The following is a 25,493-nucleotide window of genomic DNA, read 5'->3' on the forward strand; positions in this document are numbered from 1 at the left end:
TAGCTATTCCATATTTCTTTGCTAGAGTTGTGGAACCACATCCATTGAAATATTCAGTTACTATTTTAGTTTTTAAATCTAAATTGAATTTAACCATAAAAAAGCCCCTTAGTTTGGATTTTATGTCCAAACTAAGGGGTTCACTTCATTGAGGGCTTATTTGATTTAACGTCAACGAATCGTTTCATATTTGGAGGTGCTTATCACATTGATTACTAAAATTCTTTCACCAGAGTTAAATACTTTTTAGAGATAATCAGCGGCTTTGAGAACCTCGCGTGCGTGATCCTCATCATCTGGAGCAACCATAACAACGGGGCCTGTACATCCCATTCCGCTTGTAGCATAGATATCAGCTTTCCAAAGCTCTGTAACAGCTTCTTCTAAGACTAGGATATCAATACCTAAGATAGCTTCTGAAACAGCTTTTTTGGCTGGTTCTTTGACTTCTTGAGATGAGTCATCTTTCTTTGGAGGGGCTGTTAAACTAGCCAGAACGTCAGACAATCCAGCCTTTTCAGCAGCTTTATACTCAGAATTTACTTTATCTACTAAATTACCTTTGACACATCTACCGGCATAACTTAATGCACCGGCAATAACATTGGCACCTGAGGCACGACTAACGATATTAATAATCTTATCGTACCCTTTACCAGCACCGGGACCATATCCTTCACCAACGGATTCATAGCTTCCGCCAGTTAAGAAGGAACTCATTACTTTAGTAATAATATTACCTGTCAAACTATCCATGATCATAATATCAGGAACACCTTGTAGTAAATCATTACCACGCATTTCTATACCGCCATCTGCACGATGACTTTGGGTAAAGTTTATTTTATAACCTTTATCTTTTAATTTATTTAATGACTTTTCAACTTGGTGTGCGCCATCAATATTTAAAATTCCAACTGTTGGATTTTCGTTACCATTTGCTTTAGCTACGGCAATACCTGAAATGGCATTTTTAACCATAGCACTTGTTCTATCCATATCTGAAGTACCAGTTGTATTAGCGATAAACATGGTTTTACCGACACCTGGTGTAGTTGAACGGCCAACGGTCGACACACCAATTGGGAATGTATAATGCATCGTTACCGCGGCATCTAATTTGCCCGCAGCCAACAATTCATCCATTCTATCATGTGCATCTTCTGGGGTAGACGCAGCAACGGTCTCTAGTTTTGTATCAGTTAAGGTACCAATAACTACAACTTCAATGGAGGGATCGTTAGCTTGAGCCAGTTCAGCACCACGAAGAACTTCTTCTTCACCATGTTCACTACCAAGTAGTGTTACACCTACACGAGGTCTAGAGCCAAAATTACCATCCTCTAAACCTTGAGCAATTTCGTCAAACACTTCGGCAATCGTGTTTTGTACGTTATTTTCCATTTTTCTCCCCCCTTTAAGGATGATTATTCTTTATTTTAGAGAATCAGCAAATTGTTTCATTGATTCGGCGATCATTTGACGAATTGTATCTTTGTCGACTGAATCGTCTTCAACATGTCCATCATTTGCTTCTACAATAAATGAAATACCATCAAAGAGGTTTGTTAATCTTCCTAAGAATAAACTACCTTTACCAATGATCATTGTACGATGAATATCACCATTTTCGATCATCTCGATAGCGTGTCCTAAGAATGGAACACCTGATGGGATGTGGCCCTGTGTAGGTACAAATCCAGGCATACCAATTCTTTCAACAACTTCATTTAATTCACTTCTAGCAAATACTTTTTTCATAATACCCAAAGCGGCAATCATCTTGTAATTGGCAGAAGGTATATCACCAGCACCAGCTGGGACAGTAATTTCAGGATTTTGCATTTCGGCAGAAAATACATCAACATCCTTGATCGATAAACCTGCATGTTCGAGTGGATCGGCAACTATAGCTTGCATAATAGCTTGTGGAGCGGCACCACTACCAATTTTATGTTTACCGACAATATCTGTACGGATCACTGGGGACTTGCCATCATTTTCACCAACGTGAATAGCAAAGGCACCTAAACAGTCTTCAATGAGGGGTTGATCTTTTTTAACGTGATCTTTACCATTCATTCCAAGTTTGGCTGATGAACCTCCGGCAAGGACTACGACATTTGAATATACGCCCGCTTGTACTAGTGCTGAAGCTTCTACCATAGAGTGAGCAGGAGCGGCACAGAAACTACGTGTATCTGATCCAGTAGCGTTGACACATCCACAAATTTCACCGATAGATTTGGCATAGTTACCACCGGCACGTTGGAACATGTCACCACAACCTTCTTCACTACATTCGATCAAATAATCAACATCATCTGGTTCGAGATCATTCTTAGCAAATAATTCAGCTAATGCATAGGCACCAGAAGCCTTACTTACTAAGTTTTCAAACATGACATCACTTGTCAAAGCGGCGTCAAATTCATGAGCTCTCTTGATGCAACCAACTAATTCATTATCAAGATACAATGGTTTTGCATCTTTTTCTTCAATTAAAGATTTAATCTCATCAACTGAGCTGGGATTCTCAGTTAACTTATCTAAAGTTACCCAATATTTACCAATGACTGGGTCTTCTTTAACTTTTTTAGCGATCTTCTCTTGAAAACTTGCATCTAAAACTACTAATTCAAACATATCAACGGCCTTTAAGCAGCCATAAAACATATCTTCTGACATAATTGAACCGAATTTTCCTTCGGTTGAAGCGTTTTCTAATGGATGTTCGTACCAAGGTTTCTCAATATTATTTAAATCACGTGGATGAATATTACCTATATAAGCTTGATTAGGACCATACCCAACAACATCTTCAAATGAACGCAAGTGATCTGGAATAGCTTTGAGATAATCTGAATCCGGGCTATTTCTCATTTCACTTTCTTGCAATTTACCTTCATGAACTAAGATATCTGGTGTATGAACTAATGTATAAGCGGTTCCTTTAAGCACTGGAAAAGTCATACTTTGCACCCCCAAAATAATTATTTGAAACTATCTTATAAAAAAAGGAGTCGAAAAGTTGTTTTCGGCTCCTAGTTGAAACTCTTGAGCTCCCTTACTAGTTGAATACTGTCTGTTCAGTAACAGGTGTTTCAAGCGCTTTAAGAGCTTTTCTTACTAATTTTCTACGTAATTCTTTTTCATCTTTAGGATCCAATTCTGGATTACCTAATGGATATGGAATTGCGACTGTAGGAACAATTCTGTTAGCTCCAACTGTCTTAGAAATAGGAACAATTGTACACATATGAACAATTGGTAGTCCTGTGGCTTCAATAGCCTTAACCATCGTTGCACCGCAACGAGTACAAGTTCCTCAAGTGGATGTTAGAATAACAGCATCTACGCCGTCTTCTTTAAGTTGTGCTGCAATTTCTGTACCAAACTTTTTAGCATTTGCTACAGATGTACCATTACCAACGGTAGCGTACCAATAATCATGTAACGAACCGATTTCACCGTTAGCAAGCATTTCTTTAATCACGTCGACTGGTAGGACACGATCCAAGTCTTCATTTGCGTAGACTGGGTCATAACCACCGTGAGCTGTTTGTCCGTTTTCTGGAGTAAAGTCATCGATATCTTTCAAGCTATATTTACCATACTTAGATGCACTTGAAGATTCGATGTGGTCAGGATTTCCTTTTGGAACTGGACCACCAGAAGATACCAAAGCGATTCTTGCCTTTGTAATATCTTTAACGGCTGGAGCTGGGTCAACACGGTCGAAGGTAGGCATTGGATATTCAGTTGTGAATTCCTTGCCTTGAATTTTGTTTACGAGCATTTCAACAGCACGTTTTGAACCACGTTCTTCTCTGAATACATTTTCACGGAGACCTTTTGGCATATAACCTGTAACTTCTTCATTACCGTCAATAATTTGTTTAACAACGGCAGACATTGCAGGAATTGCTTTTCTCATTGTAGCGGCACTATTACCAACCTCTACAAAATATCCGTGTTTTCTGTATAGCTCGAAACCAGGGTTCTCTGGATACATACCACCAACAACTGGTAAATGTAAATTCTCATCAACCAATTTGGCAACTGCACCAGCTGCGACACCATAACGACCGGCGTTAAAACTTGGTCCTACGATGACGATATCTGGATCGTAGCTTTTAATCATTTCAAGAACAGTTTCTGAAGCTTCTGCTTCATTTTCATTAAAGTAACTATCACCACAGATGACGGTACCAACGATTTCTGCTACATCAGTAAGTTGACCTTTAAAAGCCATACCAGGTCCAACAACACCGTCTCTCTTTTCAGGCTTAACATCAGCCTTCTCTTCACCACCGATCCCGGCAAAGAATTGGTTTATGTAATGCACAATTCTTTTTTTGGTCATTTTATTTCCTCCTTTACAAAAGGTTTGGGAAGTAGTGAAAACTATCCACGATATTCTTGTACTTCTTTATTAATGGCATCTTTATCCAATACCATTTCCATCATTGATATTTGTTCGTCATAAACTGCTGGATCTACTTCATCTTTTAGTTCAAACATATGATATGCTTTGAGTCCTAACTGGACTCCTGCTAATGGACCAGCGAATGTTGGATCACCAGTTGATACGGTTTCGGCAGCCAAACCACAAGCTTCAGCTTCCCCACCACCTAGTACTACTACTAGATTGTCTTTACCGTATTTGTCTGTAAGATCTTTAATTCTTTGTTGGTTTTCCAGGTCCATAGCTCCCGCGCTCGTTCAAACAAAGCATTCAGTTGTTGAAAAGACAACTTCTGCGCCTGCTGTTTTTACACAAGCTTCGATAGCCATGCCAGGAATTCCATCACGGTCGCCTAAAATGGCGATCTTTTTGTTTTCAAGAATACCCATAATGTGCTCTCCTTCAATTTTATTAAATTTAATGTTTACTAAATAATTTCGTTATACTATATTGTTTTAGCTGATAGATTGAAGAATCCTAATTCATTTGTTGAACCAGTGATTACTTGAAGTTCAGCTTCAATTGATCCATCTTCACGAAGGCTTCCATCCCAAGCACCAGCAATAATATTGGCAACTTCTGGATGACCGATAACTGTATCCATAGCTGGAAGGTCGATAACTTCGTTAGCGTTACCTGCAGTTACAACAGCATCACCTTTAGGAGTTGAATCAGCTAATGATTGACTGGCACCATCTTGTCCAGCATACTCATCTGTTACAAGAACTGTCTTGATACCTTTATTTTCAAGGTTGTTACAGTTCATAACCAAGTCGGCATCAGGGTTACCAAAGCCTTCTTCTGAGATGATTGCTGCGTCAGCGCCAAGTAATTCAACCAATTTAGCGGTCATATTTGATGAACGTTTCTTGTCTTGCAATGTTACGTTCTCATTGGTAATAACACATCCGATAAAGTTAATTTCTTTACCATTCTTTTCATATAAATCGTCAATAACTGGACTGTTCAAATGTACATATGATGGATTCTTGTCACAAGCCGAAACACAGTTACCACTTGTAATGGCTCCGTCAAATACTTCTGTTGGATACATAAATGTTGGAACGATCTTCTTGGCATCTGCACCATAGAAGAAGGTATTATGCATCAATCCTTGTGTTTGTAGTGCATATACATAAACTACTTTTGGTAGATCAGGATATTCTTTAACTTGTTCAAGAAGAGGTTTTGTTTCATATACCTTTTCTTCATCAGGTTCAACATTTCTTCCTGCTTCACCAATATAATTGGCAGCTCTGAAACCAGCTAAACGAATAACTTCTTCGTGTTCGTGTTGCTTGATGCTGTCGATTGGTTCCATTTTAATTACAATATTATTTAATTTTGAGAATGGTGTATATTTAGCACCTTCACCACTCATATCAATGATTCCTTCTTGGAATCCAACAATCTTACCAGTTGTTACAATTGCTGCACCTTTAAGTACGTGTGTACGTCCAGATCCAACTTGCTCAACATCACCAATAACACCTGGGAAAATATTTCCTTTGCCGTCAACTTTGCAACGTGGTTCGATAACGTCTTTAACTGGAATGATACGAGTCTTGTCACCTGGTTTAGCTAAATACACATCAAGAGACTTGATTCTTTCATCTCCACCTGTCGCAGCTTCGATCAATTCGTCTTTATCAACGAATAATGTGCCATCTTTAACTTCGGTTTTTTCACCGAAGGCAATATCTTTAATTAGGATATTGCCAATTTCTAATCGCATAATATCCCTCCATTCTTTGCATATTTGCAGTTATTCTAAATGATGAAACTAAACTGTTAATTCATCTAGTTTAGCTGTTACGGCTGCCATACCTTGATCTTCCAAGATTTCTTTGCCAAGAGTAGCAACTTTTTCACCATCTTTATAGAATAAATATGCTGGAATTCCCATGACTTTTTGTTTCATGGCCATTCTCATATTTCCTGTAGTGTCGAATGCATAGAATGTTGCTACATCAGATTTGTCATCTGATAGTTTTTCAACATCTGGCATAAGTGCCATACATGGTACGCATTTTGGACTAAAGAAATCCACCATAACTAAACCTTTCGAATTACTGATTGTATCTTCAAAATTTTCTTTTGTAAGATGTTCCATCATAATTTTCGCCTCCCTTCAATTTTTTTATCTTTGAAATCTAATACTGGACTAAATTTCAAAGATAAAAAATTTAGAAATCAATCTAAACTTTTTATTTGATCTGTCTAAACTTCAACAGATTCTTTCAATAAATCTTCAACGGCATCAGATGTAATATTCTTTGCTCCTTCAATTCGAGCAACATCTTTGCCATCTTTGAACAATACAATAGTAGGAATTTCTGTAACTTTATATTGTGTAGCTGTCTTTTTGGCTCTATATGTATCGAGTTTTACTAATTCAACTGCACCATTTTTCTCTTCAACAATTTTATCTACTGCGGCAATCGAGTCGATACTTTCTTCAACTTGTGGTGCCCAGAATGCTAAGATAACTGGTTTCTTGTTGCTTACATCTAGGACATCATTTTGAAGTGTTTCGAGTTCTGACAAGTACTTTTCAGCGGCTGATGCGGCAATTGCACCATCAGCTGCAGCTGTAACAACTTGACGAAGATATTTAACTCTTGCATCTCCAACAGCATAAACACCAGGTACATTTGTTTCCATCATATCGTTAGCAACTAAGTAGCCGCGATCATCTAATTCAACCTTTCCTTTAAGGAAATCTGTGTGAGGTTCTGTTCCGATAAATACGAAGACACCGTTTGTTTCAAGATCAGTTAACTCGCCAGTGTTGATATTCTTCAAAACAACTTTTTCTACTAATTCATCACCAGCAATTTCTTCAACAGTTGAGTTCCAAACCCATTTGAGTTTTGGATTCTTCATGGCCTTTTCAGCACTAGCCTTATTACAATCAAGATTTCCTTCTTCATGAATAACGATGATCGTTACTGTCTCAGCAAATTTGGTTAAGTACATTGCTTCTTCAATAGCAGCATCCCCGTTACCAACAACCACAACATCCAAATCTACAAAGAAGTCAGCGTCACAAGTTGCACAATAACTTACACCTTTACCTCTTAACTCAGCTTCACCTTTAACATTGATTTTTCTTGGTGTAGCTCCAGGTGATAAAACAACAACCTTTGATTCATATGTATCACCTTGTTGTGTGTGAACCTTCTTTACAGGTCCAGTGAAGTCAACTTCATCAACTGTTCCCCTTAAAAATTCTGTTCCGAATGACTTAGCATGGTCAGCAAATTCCTTCATAATACCGGGACCAGTAGTACCGTTATAAAAACCAGGATAATTTTCCATTTCATCTGTTGTTGAGGCTTGTCCACCAGGTTCAGCATTCTTATCTAGAACAGCTGTACTCAATTTAGCACGGCTACCATAGATACCTGCGGCTAGTCCACCAGGACCAGCACCGATAATTAAAAGATCATATAGCTTTGACATAAAACTCTCCTCCCATACATAAGACAATTATTAATTTAATTATTCATGGTATTTGTAAGGCAAACTATCAATCGCGGAATCTAATAAGTCTAAGTCAATTACTTGAAAATCCTCTAAAACGCTCTCGTCATATTTTCTGTTTAAAGGAGGAAACTTTCTAAGTACTTGAATTGATCCTTCTATTAGTTTTAGTGAAGTCATATCAAGATCACCTTTTTGATTGCTTAAAACTAAACTCTTATATGGACTCTGATTAGGCTTGATGCTCCCAGCAAGTGGATGATTAATCAAATTGGCTCCTAAATGAATGGAATCTCTACTATGAGCAAAAATATCTGCAACGGTTAAGTTCTGGTCAAATTCGGTAAATTCTGAATACTTATCTTTAACCATTGGATTATTAGTCAAGATATGGAAATTTGCCATTCTTCAGACCCCCTTTGTTAACTTTTTCACTTTCTCTTACAACTGCAATATATCGTATTAACGATTGATTTGCAAGCGTTTTTACAAAAAAACCATCAATTATTTTATATTAAAGATCATTAAAATCCATTTTATTAATTGGAGAACTGATTCTTTTACAGTACAACAACAATTGTCTAAAAAAATCCAATTAATGGTAATTAAATACCAATATATCAGCATTTACACATGCAGTGTTTTATATGAACCATAACCTCTTTTCCTACTTTACACATTAAACTTTTTGTCAATTTTCTAAAACTATCTATAATCTTCTTATAATCTGATGATCAATGATCGTCAATCGGTGTGTTCATCGAGCATTAACACATCTAAGGTTAAAAAAGGATTTTTCTACTCATATAGTGATTTAGTTCACAATTGATGATAAAAAAATCAATAGATTACATGAGACTTAGAATAAGCAAAGTATAAGATTACTCCAATGGCTAGCCAGCCTAGGTAGTTTAACCATGCGGAGCCTGGTAGATTAAACAATAGCAAGATACATACCAATGCTGATAACGTTGGAATAATTGATCCAAATGGAACCCTAAATGCACGTTTCAATTCTGGATGCTGTTTTCTTAATAGTAGAACTGCGACAGAAATCAGGAAGAAAATACATAATGAGCCGACATTGGCGAATGTGGCCAGTTTTTTGATGTCTAATAATCCTGAACATGTTGCAGTGATAATTCCGATGATCCAGAGTGCTTCATTAGGTGTTTGTGTCTTAGAATTTAACTTACTAAATCTAGCAGGTAAGAATCCCCCCCGACTCATTGACATAGCAATGTTTGAAGAAGCATAAATAAATGCCAAAATTACGGCAAGAATACCTAATATAGCCCCAAACGAAACAATTTCTGCTACGATTGGATGTTTTAAAGTAATCAAAACAAATGACATTGCTTCGGGAACGTTCAGTAGATTATACTTAACGTCTCCAGTCATTACTAAACTGACAATAATATATAAGATAGTAGAAATAGTTAATGAAGCAATAATAGCAATTGGCAAGTTTCTTTGAACTTTCTTACAATCCTCAGCTGATGTTGCTAAAGCATCAAATCCTAAGAAAGAAAAGAATACCGTTGAAGCTCCTGTAAAAATTCCCTTTACCCCAAATGGTAAGAATGGTTTCCAGTTAGAAGTCCTGACATGAAATGCGCCAACAACCACGAATAGTAAGATAATACCGATCTTTACTAAAACTAATACATCATTAACGACTTTACTTTCACTCATACCGCGAGTTAGTAATAAGGTTATTAATAGTACAACTATAACGGCCGGCAAATTAATTAATCCACCGTTAAATGGAGACTGCACTAAACTTTCTGGCAAGAAGATATTTACTTCTTTCAAAAATGACGTTACATATCCTGTCCAACCTGTAGCAACCGTCGCTGTCGTTGTAATATAAACACCAAGTAGTGTCCAACCAGAAAAGAAGGCAATTTGTTCACCCATCGTTATCCATGAATAAACGTAGGCACTACCTGAACTTGGGATTGTTGTTGTTAACTCTGAATAACACAATCCAATCAATGCACTAGCTAAAGCTGCTATTAAAAATGAAAATACTACACCCGGACCGGCATCCGTTGCGGCAACGATACCTGTCAAAACTAAAATACCAGTACCAATGATGGCTCCGATCCCCATAATTGTGAGATCAAAAAGCCCTAGTGTTTTGGGTTTATCCTGTGAAACGTTTATTAAATCTTCAATTGGCTTTCGTCGCATAATATCACCCTATCTCAAGCTTTTTTATAATTGAAATCTCTTTTATCATAGCACGGTTTTTAAATGTTAACCAAAATTTTGTGAATGTTTTAACAAACATTTTCTGAAATTTGGATTTTGCTTTATGATAATGTTTATAATTAATGAACACTCGTATTTGTTAAATAATCACGCAGATCCACTGAAACAGCTAGCTTTTGTCACAATTAAGAGTGTTCATCGACGTACAGTGTATAAGCAGTGTATCAACTTCGTAAACACTGTCAAATCAACGATAAAAAATTTCAAAAGAACAATATTTTAGTCATTTCAGAGCATTTTTAGCAATAAAACATCACTCTTTTTGATAAATAAGCATTGCTATTGCTACATTCAAAGAGTATTTTATTAGGTATTCAAACCTAAAAAATGAATTTCATGAAGGGAAAGTCTAAATTTCCCTTTCAATATTTTCATTATCTGTTAGAATGATTGTGAAAACATTATCAAACGGTTTTCGGAAATAAGGAGGTACAACATAATGAATGAAGATGCTCAGCTCAAAAGAAATATTGGCTTTTGGGCTGCTCTTTCAACGGTTATCGGAACAGCAATAGGTGGAGGGGTATTTTTTAAAACACCTGTTGTTACAGAAGTAACTGGTTCTTCTAGTCTTACATTATTCAGTTGGTTACTAGGGGGACTAATAACGATTGCCGCTGGACTTACTACTGCAGAACTATCTGCTGCTATTCCAGAAACAGGTGGTATGGTTGAATACATCAACCACACTTATGGGAAGACACCGTCATTTATGCTCGGTTGGGCAGAAATGGTTATCTACTTCCCTGCTAATATCTCTGCTTTATCAATTATTTTTAGTACACAGCTGATCCACCTATTAGGTATGGACCTTAAATATTTGATACCTATGGCATTAGTAGTTGCATTATCAATCACCTTGATCAACTTATGCGGATCAAAATACGGTGGTGGATTCCAAACATTTACTACTGTTTTTAAATTAATTCCTATCGCACTTATAATTGTTTTTGGATTATTCTCAAAAAATGGTGGTCCAGTTCCTCTATTTCCAGTTAAAGCCGGAACAGATATCAATTTCTTAACTGGTCTTGGTCATGGACTTCTTGCCACAATGTTTGCCTATGATGGATGGATTCAAGTAGGTAATATTGCTGGAGAGCTAAAGAATCCTAAAAAGGATCTTCCAAGAGCCATCATCTTTGGATTACTAGGAATTACTGTTATTTATCTATTTATTAACTTTGTCTTTTTGAAATCATTACCTATTGGTAGCATCGTTGGTAACGAAAATACTGCTGCTGATGCTGCTAAAGTAATTTTTGGTGACTTCGGTGGTAGATTGGTTACAATCGGAATTTTGATTTCTGTATATGGTGCCATCAATGGTTATACAATGACAGGATTAAGAATTCCTTATGCCATGGCCTTGGATAAGACTTTACCATTTAGTAAACAACTATCTAAGTTGTCTAAATTCGGTATTCCAACTGCCGCTGCATTAGTTCAATTATTCATTGCCTTTATCATGGTATTCTTAGGAGATTTCAATACACTAACAGATATGCTAGTCTTCGTAATTTGGATCTTCTATACTATGACATTTGCTGCAACAATTATTTTAAGAAAACGTGAACCTGAACTAAAACGTCCTTATAAAGCTCTTCTCTATCCATTCACTCCAATCGTTGCCATTTTGGGTGGTGTCTTCATTGTCGTTTCAACGATCTTCACTCAAACATCCTTGGCATTACTTGGACTTGGTATCACTTTGTTAGGATTGCCTGTTTACGCATATGCGAGAAAACATAATCATATCTCTAAAGATTCTGATTAATATTTATTAAGGCAATCTTCTTGGCATCCGATTGGGAGATTGCTTTTTATTCGGGAATAAATATCTAGGGGGTAGTAAAATTGTCAGAAAAATTAACCACTGCAAGGATCAAGGCAAATAAAAAATGGGACGAAAATCATAAAGAACGTATAAGATACTTACATTCTCGGTCATCAGCTAAGAGTTTTATAAATAATCGAGCTACTCTCGATGATATTGAAGCTCTACGAGAACTTTTAGATAAAAGAAAAAGTAAATTAGTATAAAAAAGTGTAACAAAACATGGTCAGCTTTCGAGCATTAAGACAAATGGCTCCAGTAATCCGATTTTGGATTACTGGAGCCATTTGTCTTAAGCGGAAAAAGTTACGTTTAAAGTGAAAATAGTTATGTCACAGCACCTTATTTGTATTAATTATCAAAAACAGTTAACTAACCCTAACAATAAAAAAAGTTGTATAACTTCCTTGAAAATATTTGTTTTGTAGGAGGTCCCCTATGAAAAAGCACTCAGTTAGTAAAGGATTAACAATCATTTTTTATCTATTTGTTTATCAATTATGTACCATTCCTTTTATCGTGGGTATGGCAATCAGTAATCACATCGGTTATCTAATTATAACTGCAATATCATTGGTGATTTTTGGATTCTTTCTTTATTCACTCTGGAAGTATTTTAAAAAGGATTTCTCTTTTAAAGTCAATGTGACTAAAAAGATTCCTTTAGAATTGGCTATCTTCATTGTTGCTATTATTGTGATTGGATATGCTAGCGAATTCTTTCCAGAATCCGGTAATCAAAAAATGGTTCTGGATCAATTGCATAATAATACGATCAATGCTGTTTTAACGTCGGTATTTCTTGGACCAATAGCTGAAGAATTAATATTTCGAGGATTGATTGCTAAATTATTTTTTCCTAAAATAACTGATTATAAAACTGCATTTTGGTATATTCTGGTTTCTTCGTTGGCCTTTGGATTTGCTCACGTGACAAGTCTTAGTTTGACTATCATTCCATACATCTTAATGGGTGTTGTTCTATCTTTGGCCTATGTCAGATTTGGAAACATTCGTTACAGTATCTTTTTACATTTCCTAAATAACTTGATCGCAACTATTTTGGTTATTCTATAGAAGATATTCTATTTACCTCTGATATAATTGAACTATTACTGGAGGATTTAAAATATGGATAATCAAAGGATACGTTCCAGGTCAGAAATGCATAGAAGGCGTAAACCTCCAAAACCATTTTATAAACGAATATGGTTCATTATTTTAATCGTAATCATTGGACTATTTATTGTTATCAGCCTTGTTAAACCAAAAAATAACAGTAAAACTTCTGAAACAAAAACCGAACAAACTACTAAGAATTATTCCAAAATAAACAAATCGATAGCCTCAAAGTTGAAGATGGACAAAGGATTTGCGAATGGAACTCTTGATGAAAATGGTAAGCCAACTGATAACGGGACTCCCAACAATGCTTTTGCATGGTCAAACGGAGTTGTTAAAGTAAAAATGGTAGATAAAGATCGAATCAATGTTCATGTCGTGACTGAATTTAAAGATTTGCCCGCTGCTAACAAAAATGAAGTTGCTCTCAAAGCACAAAACATAGCGCTGATAGGACTTGCAAAACACGAAAAAGTAAAACAGAAAACCTATAAAGAAGGAGTCTACACTATTATCTTTTGTGATGGCGAAAATGTCGGCCATTCCAAAATGTCCAACTATAAGGAATTTAAGTGGAATAAATAACCGATTCTCTATTGCAATTTCTTTTTCAATATACTTATTGCTTCCGCTACGTCGCTATAATAATTAATATCTCCAAAATAACTAGAGCCTGCTATCATTGCCGATAGTTGACTCTTATTTTTATTGTGTAAAATTATAACCGATTTTTCGATCTTTTCGGCATATGCTAATTCGTATCCAACACCCAAACTTGGATTACTGGTCTCTGCTACTACTAGATCACTCTCTTTTAGCCAAGCGATATCTCTATTTCTAATGTGGCTATTATCCAATTTATCCTGGCCGTTAACGGATAATTTATAGTCGCCAATATGTTCTGTTAGAACTTCATTATCAATTTTTAAATAGTCGATTATTTTTCTATAGACATCGACATCTTTTCTACCACCACGAATCGAACCTGCAAAATATATTTTCATCCAATCACACTATTCCCTATTCTTGTTTAAAATAAATTATATAACAATTTACATTCATATTTTGATAATTTATGCTATACATAAAACATATGTTATGGGGGTAACTATGAAAAAATTAATCAGCACCGGATTGCTTTTAGCAGTGACCTTCTCGTTAGTCGGATGTTCTAACGGCAACAAACAATCAGCTGATACGCATAAGAAGGACACAACTACTGCGGTCAAGAAGAAGTCGACACATAAGAAGAAAGCAAAAAAGTCTACGAAGAAAAATACTGGAGAAACAGCGTCATCCACTAACAATCAAACCACTGACCAATTAGCGGCTAATCAGCAGACTCAAACTAACCAATCGAGTCAACAATCCCAACCAACTCAACAAAGTAATGGTATCTCTTATGATGAAAATACTTTGAGCGGTTTTGTTAATAAATATGGTATGTCACCTGCTGCTTATAAGATGCAAAACAGTGGTATGTCAGCCTATGAAGCACTTAAAAGTACTCCAAATTATCTGGAAACTTTTGGTGAACAACAGTCAGAGAGTCAAATGGATCGCGGTCTAATGGACCATAATGGAAATATGACTGACAAAGGTATGCAATGGGAAAATCATACTGACGATCAATCTGACCAAGATTATGATCAGAACAATGATTTTGAATATTAATTCAATCATCTTAAATAGATGATTGTTTTTTAATTTATAGCAGTATTTAGTTGCTAAAGACTACTCAAAAAAATAGAATATGAGTAACAGGTTTACAGTAAGAAATTATTAGGAAAAAGGCGAATGAAATGAAATTATTAATTATTGGTGCAACCGGACCGACTGGTAGAAAAGTCATTGAATCCGCACTCGACTTAGGAGATACAGTAACAGCATTTGCCAGACATACTGAATCTTTAAATGACATCAAGGATAAGATCAACATTATCCCTGGAGATGCTATTTTAACTGCTGATTTGGAAAAGGCCATGATCGGACAAGATGCTGTTATTTCAACTTTAGGACGTGGCGGATCGATCCATGCTCATAATCTATTTACGCGCGCAGCTGTTTCAGTAGTCAATTCCTGTAATCACACTGAAGTTCCACGCTTGATCTGGTTATCATCTTTTGGAGTTGGCGATACATTCAAAGATGCTACTCCTACTCAAAAAATCGCTTATAGAACATTTTTGCGAAATATTTATGCTAATAAAAAAGCCTCTGAACAGATCATTCATGCTAGCAAATTAAATTGGACGATTGTTTACCCTTCTGCTCTAACAAATGGAAGTGCCAAGGGTAAATTCAAAGCAGACGATCATATTAAAATGCATGGTATCCCCATGATCAGTCGTAGTGATGTCGCTGATTTCTTATGCACCGCCGCTCATGATGATAAGTGGATTCACAGAAATGCTGTCATTACTGATTAATTAGTTTTATTTATTGAGGAGTTAATATGAAGAAATTTACCAAGTGGATAATTGCTATTATTCTTGGATTATTTATCATTACAATATCTACTTATTTGGTAGTAAAAAGTAAAGAGTACGAGCCTTCAACGGCTGCCATGAATGCAGCGACAACCACTACTACAGTTGAAAATAGTATCAAATTTCAAGGTGACGATACTAGACCCGCCATAATTTTTTATCCAGGAGCTTTAGTGGAACCAAAGAGTTACAGCATTTGGGCTAATGAGGTTGCAAAAGCTGGTTATTCAGTCTATATTGTCAGATTTCCTTTGGACCTAGCAGTTATGAATGCAAATGCGGCGTCAAAGATTCAGGCAAATAAACCATATGTTATCGGCGGACATTCACTTGGCGGTACTATGGCTGCTCGCTATGCGCATAACAATACTAAGGAATTAAAAGGTCTCTTTTTCTTGGCCAGTTATCCTGAAAAGAAAATTAACCTTAGACATCTCAAAGAACCGGTTCTCTCAATAACTGCCAGTCAAGACGGTGTCTTAAATGAATCTAGCTATAAAAAAGCTAAGAAACTACTACCTGCATCTACTAAATATTTAGTAATAAACGGTGGTAATCATGCAGGATTTGGTAGTTATGGCAAACAAAAAGGTGACAATAAATCTAGCATCAAAAATATTGACCAACAAAAAGTCGTAGCCAGTTTGTTGATTCATTGGTTGGATAGTAAGGTCAAATAGTGTTCATTGGATGTCGCTGAAGATTTCCTTTAATAACATAAAAAATCCCTTCAATATACATTTTCAAATACGTATATTGAGGGGATTTTTATTTTAAATTAAATTTCAATTCAGCCGGAGTACACAAGGTGGCATCCAAAATACTACTTCAACAACACAACTTTTCCAAAGACATGATTATCTTCATAGTAATCCTGGGCATCTTTAACACCTGCCGCAGTTAATGGATATGTCTGTTGCACATTTAATTTAACCTTTCCATCGGCGACTAATTTAACTACTTTGCTCAGCGGATTATCAAATTTTCCACTTAAATACATGGCGTTGACTTGATACTTAGCAGCTAATCGATCATCTGGTTCTTCTACAAGTGATACTAGACGACCATTTTTCTTTAACACTTCAAAACTATTTTTATAAGTGTAGTGTCCCACTGTATCAATGACTAAATCTAAATCAGATAATTCTTCTTCAAATTTCTCTGTATGATAATCAATTACCCGACTGGCACCTAATTGTTTCAAAGCTTTAGTATTACGGTCACTGGCAGTCGTATACACGGTTGCACCACTGTTTTTGGCCAATTGAATAGCCATCGAACCTACTCCTCCAGCGCCACCATGAATAAGTACTTTTTGACCTGCCTTCAATTGTCCCAAATCAAATAAGGCATTGTAAGCTGGAATAGAAGTCATCGGTAAAGCTGCTGCAACCTCTACTGGAATATTATCTGCTACTTTAGCAGCCTTACTTTGTCCCAAGATCGCATAATCAGAATAAGCTCCGAATCCTTTGACACCGACCATTCCACAAACGGTATCACCAATATTGAATTTTTCAACTTCCGAACCCATATCAATGACTTTACCAACTACATCAGTTCCTGTTATGGCTGGCATATCTAGAGCAAAATCATTTTTAAAAACACCTTCACGAACAGCAATATCAAATGGAGCTACTGAACTTCCAGCTACTTTTATCAATAACTGTTTAGGTTTCAACTCCGGAATATCAATCATCTGATCTCTAAATTTACTGCTATCTCCATAATTATCAATAACAATTGCATTTGTTTGCATATGACATCCCCCTAATTCAAATTAACTTTTTTAGCCAAACTTTGTTTGTGATAATACACCAGCATAGTAATGACAATTATCATTGAGATAATGATCAGTAACAATCCAGTGATCATAATATTTCGATAACCACTATACAAAATATTCCTCATTTCTGGCACTAAATTCTGCGGTAGCTGCTTAGCGGCACTGGCATCGCTTAGCTTATTCAACATTCTCATGGTTATCGTATGGTTTGATTCACTGACACCTTTCATCAAAGCATGATTCAAAATAACACCATAAACTGATGACATCAACGTTTGACTAAGAATTCTCAATAGATAGCCCAAAGATGTGGCTGTTGGAATATCTCTACTTTCTGCATCAGTTTGAACATTTACCTGCAAAATATTAAAGATAATTCCAACACCAAAACCTTCAAACCCTCCTGCTGTTAACAATAACCAAAAGGGAGTTTTTTGTCCAAATAAAAGAATAATCACAAATGATATAAAAATAGTTATCGTACCAACCGTAACAATCAGATATTTACTCCATTTAGTCTGCAAAAAAGGAACCAATTCTGATCCAATAATATTAGTTGCTGCACCGGGGATCTGGGTCATACCTCCCATTAAGGCACTCAATCCTAAGATTCCTTGTGCCCACATGGGAATATATGTGATAAAGGCTATAAATGAACCCCAAATAATAACGAATAGACTAAAGTCGACCACCAGATCACGATTAGTCAACAAGCGACTCGGTACGATTGGATCTTCCGCCTTGCTGTCAACTTTCATCATCCAAGCTATCAGAACAATTCCAACAACTAATAGAGTGACAATGACAAAAATGGATGTAACTCCAATCATCTGAATACCGGTCAAAATTGATACTAATCCAATAACTAACAACGTTGCACCCAAATAATCAACCGATTTACCTGCAGCGTTGCGTTTAGTATCTTTATAAAATAACATCAAAATAGTAACTGACAATAAAGCAACTGGAACATTCAAATAAAATACCCAACGCCATGTCAAAACATCGACGATCCAGCCACCAAGTAGAGGTCCAATGATCGAGGCCGTACTAAACAAAGCTGTTGCCAATCCAATAATTTGCGAACGCTTTTTTAGATCAGTATAGATATCGGCAAATACAATAAATGGAATTGTATTCATACCGCCACCACCAATACCCATTACTGTACGAGCAATAATAAACCACTGGATATTTGGGGCTATACCTTGAAAAATTGCCCCAATCATAAACAAAATCGTTGAATAAATATATCCCCGTTTATTACCCCGGTGTTCACCAAACTTACTCCATAACGGTGTCGACACGGCTAATCCCAACAGAAAAGTTGCCACGATCCATCCCATATAGGCTAATCCATGTAGATCGCCAGTAATAGCTGGCAAAGCCGTATTGACAATTGTTGCATCCATACCTGTCATGATATTTGACAATAATAGTGCAATAGTAACTAATGTTCGCTTATTTTCTTTCACCAGAAGTCCCCCAATAAAATCACTACTTTTATTAAACAGCTATCCCATCAAAAAAGTAAGCATTGTAAAACTTTTGAATACGTTTACTTAAATAATTTTTTCCATATTGAACCAGACCTCATTACCATGATTAGAATTAGCTTGTCCCATATTTTTGAAACCATTTTTCTCATAAAATGGAATTCGATCCTCTAAACAAGTCAGGGCAATACTCTCACGTTTATCTTCTTTAGCATTCTCCTCCAATTTTTTTAACAATTTACTACCGATACCCTGTCCACGAAAGTTTGGACTAATCGCAATTGTGAAAACTAATTGATGTCCGCCAACCAAAAGATTATCTGGAGTCTTCTCATACATATCATCTTCCACAAAACGGGCTGATACTGCTGGACCGCAAATAAATCCAATAACTTTATTTTCGTCATTTCTGACAACTAAAAAAGTTTTATACAATTTTTGAATACGTTCTCGATAGCTTTCAATACTACCAGCCTCTGCCTCATTAAATCCTTGCTTTTCTATTGTCATGATCTCATCTAAATCACTTAATTCTGCTAAGTCGAATTTCATTGTATTTACCTTTCCATATAAAAAAACTTGCAGCATTACACTACAAGTTTTTATTATTTAACATACTTTCTATATTTTATCCGTTTCAACCATGTTTGTTGAGCGGAAATATTCCAAAATCTCTTAATTTTGCCATATTCTCCATCTGCATTTAGATAGTATGAATTAGCAGAATCTTTCATGTACATCTTGATCATTTTTCTAAGTTTCTTCTTAGTAGGTTCTTCAACCATTGGTGCGGCAATTTCTACACGACGATCTAAGTTTCTAGTCATCAGATCGGCTGAAGAGATCCAAATCTCGTCCTCGCCATTTCCATAATCAAAATTATAAATACGACTGTGTTCTAGAAGTTCTCCAACGATACTTTTGACCACAATATCTTCTTTTTCACCACATAGTCCTAGCTTTAATGAACAAGGTCCACGAACGATAATTCTAAAAGGTAGTCCCAGTCTGGCAGCACCATAGATACCATTAATGATATCAATATCCGTCAAGCCATTAACTTTGATGAACACTTTACCCTTACCAGTTCGTAGGTAATTTCTAGTTGCTTTTCTGATTTTATGTAAAACCATTTGCTTAATACTATTAGGCGATGTTACCAATAGATTAAAATCACTTGCTGAATTTCCAGCAACCGAGTCGAAAAACGATTTAGCATCATTTACATACTGCGGATTACTGGTAAAGAAACTCACATCAGAGAATATCTTAGAAGTGATTGCATTATAGTTACCTGTCCCAATTTGTACATAACCCGATTTACCCTGTTCAACCAAACAAATCTTAGCATGTACTTTATTGACACGATCACCATAAAGAATTTTACATCCAGCTTTCTCAAGCTCATCAGCTACGATCAAATTATGTTGCTCATCAAATCTTGCTCGTAATTCCACGATAACGGTAACTTTAATTCCCTTGCCGGCAGCTGTTCTGAGCAAATTAACTACTTGTGATTTTTTCTCAGTCCGATAAATCGACATTTTAATAGCCGTTGTTCGACTATCATTAACCGCTGCCTTCAAAAACTTCAAAAAGATATCAAATGATGCATATGGATAATTGACCAATAACGATTTAGTATCCAAATATTTCAAAATATCTTTTGAATCATTCCATGTTAACCCTGTAAATGGAGCAAACACTAATTTTGGATCATCCCGATATTTCTTAAACAGCTTATCTAAGAATTTCAGATCCAATGGTCCACAAATTTCGTAGACACTTTTCTTACTGATACCAAATAATGAACTGAAAAACACTCGATCTCGCGCACCATCATGACTCATAAATTCTACTCGAGTGGTCTTTCTGTGACCTTTATTGGTCAAATAATCAGTCATATTATCTAAATATTCTTCATCACTAAGATCTTCATCCAAAAAGTCATAATGCTTATTCTTATCAAAAGTCAGTCGATAAACATAACTGGTAATGATCTTGTGTTTTTTAAAGTGATCTTCAGCTGCATTCATGATCAAATCTTCTAGCAAAACAAAATGATTAGGCACTCCCGTTTCGACCAGTCGATCTAAATCATCAGGTATTTCAGCTGTAAATATTTGATCCTTGGAGCATAACAAGACATTCAAATTAGTATGTGATTTTTTGGACGCACTAAATTCAACTACCTTGAGCCTTTTTGAAATATTTTCAGTGTAATATTTCTTGAGGTATTCTTTTTCTTTCTCACTAGTATCTTTAAAGTAAGAAATTTCAAAAATACCTTTGTCTTTGATGTCATCCAGAACAATTCCTAAAGCTTGATACTGCTTTGAAATATTTCGTGAATTGAAATCATAGATAAAACTTAACAGGTCCACCCCATCTAACCCTGTTCTGCGATCACGTTTTTTTCGAGTTATCATGCTGTAAACATTGTGCATTCTTACTCTGAAAAACTCATCTAAGTTATTTGATGCAATCGACAAGAAACGCAGTTTTTCAAGCAATGGAACCTTGTCGTTATAAGCTTGGTCAATAACTCGATTGTCGAATAATAACCAGCTTAAATCCCTATTATAATATTTAATTTTCATTTTCCAGTTCCTTCTTAAATGAATCGTAGTCGTATTCTACTTGCTTTGCATAGCTGTTAGCAAAATTCATCAAAGAATTGTCCAGATCTTGATACTCTGCACCAAATCCAATTATTAATGGATAGTTTGGTGAATGTGAGTGAGCTCTGGCAAGCAGGATCACACAAACTGTCACATAATCTTCAAAAGAGGCATAGTCCAATTTATCCAAATTGATCGAAGTCTTCATATCTTTAAATTGACGCATATAGAAACTGTACTTATCAGTGTCAAAAGCACCCAAGAAAGGATCGGAAGCACTCTGTAGGATCAATTGACTGTCTACAATATTTTGACCTTGGCTGACTTTTTTGTCGGAATATAATCCTTCAACATTATAGATGGGTAAAGCTTGTTTAGCTTGTAAAACCAAATAGTTTTTGTCTAAATCCTGTAAAAGAATCAGATAGCACAGCGTTCCAACGCTCCCCACGCCGACACTGTGTCTAACGACATCAATAATGTTAAAGTCCTCAAGAAATAATCTCACATCGCTTCTCTGACGTGCTTTATATTCCTTATATCCATTAACCAAGGAATCAAAATCTTCTTTAGTTATGTGTTGCGTGACCGGCTTATTTTCTTCAAATCGTCTTTCGCCTTTTTCATTCAACGTAGTGTATTTCTCGATCACTAATTTAGAATTGCTCCTTTGAGCTTTCTTGATACTCTTAGTGATCATCTTAGCGAATGAATTTTGAAAATATTCCTCATTATCCTTTAAATTACCAAAGATCTCGGTAATATTTTGCAACGTATTCGGTAAAATAAAACGTTTCATTTCTGAAATTTTAGTCATATGTTTTAAAGTATCGAAGTAGGTATGAATAACACTCAATAAAAATTCTTGTATATCAGTCTCTTCAAAATTATGTGATCTAGCCACTAATAATGAACTGACCAAAAAACGCTTTAAATCGTATTCCCAATATCCCAAATGAGCCTCATCAAAATCATTCATATCGAATAATAATTGACCTTCAGATGAACCATAGAAACCAAAGTTTCCTAAATGTGCATCCCCACCGATCAAAACTTTGATCTCACTGTCAGAATGTTTGGCTAGATCGTAATGCATCACATCTGCTGTTCCTCTAAAAAAAGCAAATAATGACTTAGACATACGTTCTCTTTTGACCGCTAATAGCTCCGGTACAAGTAGTTTGTTCTTAATATTCAGAATCTTATGAATATTCCTCTTTTGTGGTTCAAACGAATTGAAATCGTCTGGAACCATCGTAGCAAAGTAACGTCCCTTTATGATTAACTGTTCCGTACTTTTAAAAGCATCAGTATCCTGAAAAGTATATGGTGTTTGATTCATGCCATCATCTCCCTAAAGGTATTATACCTTAACCATTCAATAAGTCAGGAGATAATCCGACCCTTTTACAAAACATCCATTGCCGTCCATTCAAGCTTAGCTTTGTATATTCCTGAAGCTATGTTTTTTCCGTTAGTTTCATCGACGTGCATTAACAATCCGCAATTCTTTTCCCAGACAACAGCATCCGTATCGGACTCATTATCACTGTTGATATCCTCATCTGGAATGGGTGAATTAGTGTTGGTCAACGGTGTAAAACCGCCGTCCTCATCGTAGTAACGCAATGAAACTGGCAGTGTGTCACCATTCCTTTCGCACTTAAAGTCACTCTTTTGACAGACAAACAAATTATGTTTGCAGTTTTTTCTTCTATGGTCATCGATAATAACCACTGACTTAGATTTATCATTAAAATTGGTTCGATTCAATAGTTCTCCGGAAGTTAAGTTTGACACTTTGCCAAACGAAATATCGTTTGGTTTAATCACTAGCTTATCATTTGTATAATTAATCAATAATGTTTTATCACTATATGCTCTATAGTTATGTGCTTGATCAGAAGAATCATCTGACTCAAATTTTGTATTACCATGAATTCTCGGCTTCGTCATAAATTGCATAGTTGTGTCCGGCTCTCTGGCATCAAACTCAACTTCAATTTTATGCAACAGTCCTTCCCCAGTGCCGCGGACGATAAAGTCGAGATTCTCAATTCTGATATGTGGACACTCATCGTCATTAGAGATAGAAAACTCTTCTTCCCTTAAAACTTTTCCATCTAAAACAACTTTCTTAATATGTTTTGCTTCTATATTATTCTGCAACGGTAATTCAAAAACTCCATACTTTAAAACACCTAATGGATTTTCATTATTTAAAATACTAGTAACTTTGATTCGATCTCCTTTAACAACTTTATCCGTATTATGTTTATGATTTTCCTTCGTGTAAGTTAAGTTCTCAACTTCTACATCAAAACTTATTTCTGGATCAACATTATTCAAGACATTTAATACTGCTGTCCTGGTAACAAAGCTGTGCTCTTTTTGATTACCTTCGCCGTTAGTTTTGGCATAAATCTTAGCGTAAAAATGTCTTTGGTGATCATTCATAGTTGTATTTTTTATCGTATAAGAAAGATCTTGTTTTTCAGTTTTCAGTTTAATATCTTTTCCCTTTTTTGATTCATACCATTCCACATGCCAGTCATCCATCATATGTGCTTGATAAATACCTTTTATTTCAAAGGTTGCATCATCTCCGACATCTACTGTTTCGTCATCAAGACCACCGCCGATCTCAATCGTCTTGTTGGCGCTAATTTGCGTACCATCATTGTTAATGAAGGTTCCCGTTATTGTGTACTCCCCAGATATACCTTTTTGATTAGCCTCAATTTCTCCACTGATCGGGTCTATTTTAGCCAACGATTTATTGTCCCCACTCCAAGTCATCTGCCCTGACGCATCTATTGGATCTACCGTTTCGTGTGCATTAGTTATATTATCTAAACCTTTTAAATTGAAAAGATAATCTTCATCTGTATCAACACTCAAATGAATAATATTCTTAGGATCTTCAACTACATGGATAGTCGTTACATCCGAATAATAATGTATTACACCCAAGCCCAAAAGCACCCCTGATGAAGCTCTTGACTGCATATAATACGTTCCAACCTTTTTCGCCTTGAATTCATAATTTTTTGAATGGGCGACTTTCTTTTTGAATCTCAACCAATGCGTCATATCTTCCGAATAACGCCACCGATAATTTGGTGTTGGATCTTTCAAAATTAATAAACCAGACAATCGATTCCAAATTGATTCTTTGAATTTGGATTTAATTATTACTGACCGACCCTTTTGTACATAATATGCTTTATTTGGTTGAACAAAAAATCCGGCTTTAATAATCATCCCTAACGCTTTTACTGGCCGATGACTAGGATGAACGTACTTCCCCTTCCCTTGAGAAGCACCTTCCTCACCATCTCCGTCAATATCATCAATGTCATCTGATGCCTTATTCTCCGCTATCATTTCTTCAAAAGATGATTTTTCTTGATCCTTATTTGAATTTTTTTTAACTTCAGACCCAACTATCTGCTCTTCATTTACTCCTACCTCATCGGCATTAACACTCGAAGAACTGGAGATCATACTGGCTAAAAATAACAAAGTCCATATCAAAATTAAAGAACCCAATAATACTACCTTTTTCATTGCTTGCTCACTTCCTTTCACTCGTTAGTGAATTAGAAAACGCCTATGGGCTACATAAGTAAGCGTTTGCAAGTACAAAGTATATCGGTTTAATTTCACAATATCAAAATTAATTTATAATATTTCGACAATAAAAATAGAGAATACAAATTTTGATTCATCTTTGTACTCTCTTATCTTTTGATATTTTATTTTTATTGAATAATTTTAGTTAGTTTGGAAATGAAATTTTAGTTTTTAAATATTGTTAATAGTTTTCTCTTACATTAATACATTTGCTGAAATTTGCTTTATCGTAATTCTAGTTTTCTAGAATAGTCATATTTGAAATATATATCTCA

23 protein-coding genes are annotated in these 25,493 nt (G+C 35.7%); 7 read left to right on the top strand and 16 right to left on the bottom strand.

Annotated elements, in window-relative coordinates; all coding sequences use genetic code 11:
- Positions 1–246: 246 nt before the first annotated feature.
- The 9 genes from grdD to EKM60_RS06950 form a co-directional block, all read right to left on the bottom strand.
- The gene (gene grdD, locus EKM60_RS06910) at positions 247–1,404 is read right to left on the bottom strand and encodes a glycine/sarcosine/betaine reductase complex component C subunit alpha (RefSeq protein ID WP_125713826.1); all 1,158 of its coding nucleotides are present in this window, start codon (positions 1,402–1,404) and stop codon (positions 247–249) included.
- Positions 1,405–1,434: 30 nt separating this feature from the next.
- Positions 1,435–2,973: a glycine/sarcosine/betaine reductase complex component C subunit beta gene (grdC, locus tag EKM60_RS06915; protein ID WP_125713828.1), complete on the bottom strand. Its 1,539-nt coding sequence runs from the start codon at positions 2,971–2,973 to the stop codon at positions 1,435–1,437.
- Between the two features lie 97 nt (positions 2,974–3,070).
- Positions 3,071–4,366: a glycine reductase complex selenoprotein B gene (gene grdB, locus EKM60_RS06920; protein WP_125713830.1), complete on the bottom strand. Its 1,296-nt coding sequence runs from the start codon at positions 4,364–4,366 to the stop codon at positions 3,071–3,073.
- 41 nt (positions 4,367–4,407) lie between these two features.
- Positions 4,408–4,857: a glycine/sarcosine/betaine reductase complex selenoprotein A gene (gene grdA / locus EKM60_RS06925; protein ID WP_125713832.1), complete on the bottom strand. Its 450-nt coding sequence runs from the start codon at positions 4,855–4,857 to the stop codon at positions 4,408–4,410.
- Between the two features lie 56 nt (positions 4,858–4,913).
- Positions 4,914–6,203: a glycine/sarcosine/betaine reductase component B subunit gene (locus EKM60_RS06930; protein ID WP_125713834.1), complete on the bottom strand. Its 1,290-nt coding sequence runs from the start codon at positions 6,201–6,203 to the stop codon at positions 4,914–4,916.
- A gap of 48 nt (positions 6,204–6,251) precedes the next feature.
- The gene (locus EKM60_RS06935) at positions 6,252–6,584 is read right to left on the bottom strand and encodes a thioredoxin family protein (protein ID WP_125713836.1); all 333 of its coding nucleotides are present in this window, start codon (positions 6,582–6,584) and stop codon (positions 6,252–6,254) included.
- 104 nt (positions 6,585–6,688) lie between these two features.
- Positions 6,689–7,933 carry a thioredoxin-disulfide reductase gene (gene trxB, locus EKM60_RS06940; RefSeq protein ID WP_125713838.1) on the bottom strand — a complete coding sequence of 415 codons (1,245 nt, stop codon included), beginning with the start codon at positions 7,931–7,933 and terminating at the stop codon, positions 6,689–6,691.
- Positions 7,934–7,972: 39 nt separating this feature from the next.
- On the bottom strand, positions 7,973–8,359 hold the full coding sequence (locus tag EKM60_RS06945) for a GrdX family protein (RefSeq protein ID WP_125713840.1): 387 nt from the start codon (positions 8,357–8,359) through the stop codon (positions 7,973–7,975).
- Positions 8,360–8,794: 435 nt separating this feature from the next.
- Positions 8,795–10,150, bottom strand: a complete 1,356-nt coding sequence (locus EKM60_RS06950) for an APC family permease (protein WP_125713842.1) — start codon at positions 10,148–10,150, stop codon at positions 8,795–8,797.
- A 520-nt stretch (positions 10,151–10,670) separates the two neighbouring features.
- Here EKM60_RS06950 and EKM60_RS06955 point away from each other — a divergent pair.
- From EKM60_RS06955 to EKM60_RS06970, 4 genes are all read left to right on the top strand, one after another.
- Positions 10,671–12,008: an APC family permease gene (locus tag EKM60_RS06955; RefSeq protein WP_125713844.1), complete on the top strand. Its 1,338-nt coding sequence runs from the start codon at positions 10,671–10,673 to the stop codon at positions 12,006–12,008.
- An 80-nt stretch (positions 12,009–12,088) separates the two neighbouring features.
- On the top strand, positions 12,089–12,274 hold the full coding sequence (locus EKM60_RS06960; protein WP_125713846.1) for a hypothetical protein: 186 nt from the start codon (positions 12,089–12,091) through the stop codon (positions 12,272–12,274).
- A gap of 232 nt (positions 12,275–12,506) precedes the next feature.
- Positions 12,507–13,145, top strand: coding sequence for a CPBP family intramembrane glutamic endopeptidase (locus EKM60_RS06965; protein WP_125713848.1), 639 nt, complete (start codon positions 12,507–12,509; stop codon positions 13,143–13,145).
- Between the two features lie 54 nt (positions 13,146–13,199).
- Positions 13,200–13,775 (top strand): hypothetical protein, encoded by a 576-nt coding sequence (locus EKM60_RS06970; protein ID WP_125713850.1) that lies wholly within the window; start codon positions 13,200–13,202, stop codon positions 13,773–13,775.
- A gap of 8 nt (positions 13,776–13,783) precedes the next feature.
- Here EKM60_RS06970 and EKM60_RS06975 read toward each other — a convergent pair whose 3' ends face one another.
- A complete protein-coding gene (locus EKM60_RS06975) occupies positions 13,784–14,194 on the bottom strand; it encodes a nucleoside 2-deoxyribosyltransferase (protein WP_125713852.1) in 411 nt (136 codons plus the stop codon).
- 106 nt (positions 14,195–14,300) lie between these two features.
- Here EKM60_RS06975 and EKM60_RS06980 point away from each other — a divergent pair, with 106 nt between their 5' ends.
- From EKM60_RS06980 to EKM60_RS06990, 3 genes are all read left to right on the top strand, one after another.
- On the top strand, positions 14,301–14,864 hold the full coding sequence (locus EKM60_RS06980) for a hypothetical protein (RefSeq protein WP_125713854.1): 564 nt from the start codon (positions 14,301–14,303) through the stop codon (positions 14,862–14,864).
- A 128-nt stretch (positions 14,865–14,992) separates the two neighbouring features.
- Positions 14,993–15,619: an NAD(P)-dependent oxidoreductase gene (locus EKM60_RS06985; protein ID WP_125713856.1), complete on the top strand. Its 627-nt coding sequence runs from the start codon at positions 14,993–14,995 to the stop codon at positions 15,617–15,619.
- Positions 15,620–15,645: 26 nt separating this feature from the next.
- On the top strand, positions 15,646–16,359 hold the full coding sequence (locus EKM60_RS06990) for an alpha/beta hydrolase (protein WP_125713858.1): 714 nt from the start codon (positions 15,646–15,648) through the stop codon (positions 16,357–16,359).
- A 143-nt stretch (positions 16,360–16,502) separates the two neighbouring features.
- On the opposite strand, the gene EKM60_RS06995 is transcribed toward EKM60_RS06990, so the two are convergent.
- The 6 genes from EKM60_RS06995 to EKM60_RS07020 all read right to left on the bottom strand — a co-directional run bounded on the left by EKM60_RS06995 (position 16,503) and on the right by EKM60_RS07020 (position 25,152).
- Positions 16,503–17,438 (bottom strand): NADP-dependent oxidoreductase, encoded by a 936-nt coding sequence (locus EKM60_RS06995; protein ID WP_125713860.1) that lies wholly within the window; start codon positions 17,436–17,438, stop codon positions 16,503–16,505.
- A gap of 11 nt (positions 17,439–17,449) precedes the next feature.
- Entirely contained in the window at positions 17,450–18,943 is a 1,494-nt protein-coding gene (locus tag EKM60_RS07000) for an MFS transporter (protein WP_125713862.1), read from the bottom strand.
- Positions 18,944–19,027: 84 nt separating this feature from the next.
- Complete coding sequence (locus EKM60_RS07005) at positions 19,028–19,513, bottom strand: GNAT family N-acetyltransferase (protein WP_125713864.1); 486 nt, start codon at positions 19,511–19,513, stop codon at positions 19,028–19,030.
- A 53-nt stretch (positions 19,514–19,566) separates the two neighbouring features.
- Positions 19,567–21,561, bottom strand: a complete 1,995-nt coding sequence (gene ppk1 / locus EKM60_RS07010) for a polyphosphate kinase 1 (protein ID WP_125713866.1) — start codon at positions 21,559–21,561, stop codon at positions 19,567–19,569.
- Positions 21,551–22,924, bottom strand: coding sequence for a DUF2252 domain-containing protein (locus tag EKM60_RS07015; protein WP_125713868.1), 1,374 nt, complete (start codon positions 22,922–22,924; stop codon positions 21,551–21,553). Before EKM60_RS07015 ends, ppk1 begins: the two co-directional genes overlap by 11 nt.
- 65 nt (positions 22,925–22,989) lie before the next feature.
- Positions 22,990–25,152 carry a hypothetical protein gene (locus EKM60_RS07020; protein WP_125713870.1) on the bottom strand — a complete coding sequence of 721 codons (2,163 nt, stop codon included), beginning with the start codon at positions 25,150–25,152 and terminating at the stop codon, positions 22,990–22,992.
- Positions 25,153–25,493 lie beyond the last annotated feature (341 nt).

The sequence above is a fragment of the Companilactobacillus kedongensis genome (assembly GCF_003946625.1).
Taxonomy (GTDB): domain Bacteria; phylum Bacillota; class Bacilli; order Lactobacillales; family Lactobacillaceae; genus Companilactobacillus; species Companilactobacillus kedongensis.

Bases quoted from the DNA above. Each gene is read 5' to 3' on its own strand.
- grdD (WP_125713826.1), bottom strand. From the start codon at position 1,404: ATGGAAAATAACGTACAAAACACGATTGCCGAAGTGTTTGACGAAATT.
- EKM60_RS07005 (WP_125713864.1), bottom strand. From the start codon at position 19,513: ATGAAATTCGACTTAGCAGAATTAAGTGATTTAGATGAGATCATGACA.
- EKM60_RS06935 (WP_125713836.1), bottom strand. From the start codon at position 6,584: ATGATGGAACATCTTACAAAAGAAAATTTTGAAGATACAATCAGTAAT.
- EKM60_RS06975 (WP_125713852.1), bottom strand. From the start codon at position 14,194: ATGAAAATATATTTTGCAGGTTCGATTCGTGGTGGTAGAAAAGATGTC.
- EKM60_RS06945 (WP_125713840.1), bottom strand. From the start codon at position 8,359: ATGGCAAATTTCCATATCTTGACTAATAATCCAATGGTTAAAGATAAG.
- EKM60_RS06950 (WP_125713842.1), bottom strand. From the start codon at position 10,150: ATGCGACGAAAGCCAATTGAAGATTTAATAAACGTTTCACAGGATAAA.
- grdC (WP_125713828.1), bottom strand. From the start codon at position 2,973: ATGACTTTTCCAGTGCTTAAAGGAACCGCTTATACATTAGTTCATACA.
- EKM60_RS06955 (WP_125713844.1), top strand. From the start codon at position 10,671: ATGAATGAAGATGCTCAGCTCAAAAGAAATATTGGCTTTTGGGCTGCT.
- EKM60_RS06990 (WP_125713858.1), top strand. From the start codon at position 15,646: ATGAAGAAATTTACCAAGTGGATAATTGCTATTATTCTTGGATTATTT.
- trxB (WP_125713838.1), bottom strand. From the start codon at position 7,933: ATGTCAAAGCTATATGATCTTTTAATTATCGGTGCTGGTCCTGGTGGA.
- EKM60_RS06995 (WP_125713860.1), bottom strand. From the start codon at position 17,438: ATGCAAACAAATGCAATTGTTATTGATAATTATGGAGATAGCAGTAAA.
- EKM60_RS06930 (WP_125713834.1), bottom strand. From the start codon at position 6,203: ATGCGATTAGAAATTGGCAATATCCTAATTAAAGATATTGCCTTCGGT.
- EKM60_RS06980 (WP_125713854.1), top strand. From the start codon at position 14,301: ATGAAAAAATTAATCAGCACCGGATTGCTTTTAGCAGTGACCTTCTCG.
- EKM60_RS07015 (WP_125713868.1), bottom strand. From the start codon at position 22,924: ATGAATCAAACACCATATACTTTTCAGGATACTGATGCTTTTAAAAGT.
- EKM60_RS06970 (WP_125713850.1), top strand. From the start codon at position 13,200: ATGGATAATCAAAGGATACGTTCCAGGTCAGAAATGCATAGAAGGCGT.
- EKM60_RS06985 (WP_125713856.1), top strand. From the start codon at position 14,993: ATGAAATTATTAATTATTGGTGCAACCGGACCGACTGGTAGAAAAGTC.
- EKM60_RS07020 (WP_125713870.1), bottom strand. From the start codon at position 25,152: ATGAAAAAGGTAGTATTATTGGGTTCTTTAATTTTGATATGGACTTTG.
- ppk1 (WP_125713866.1), bottom strand. From the start codon at position 21,561: ATGAAAATTAAATATTATAATAGGGATTTAAGCTGGTTATTATTCGAC.
- EKM60_RS06965 (WP_125713848.1), top strand. From the start codon at position 12,507: ATGAAAAAGCACTCAGTTAGTAAAGGATTAACAATCATTTTTTATCTA.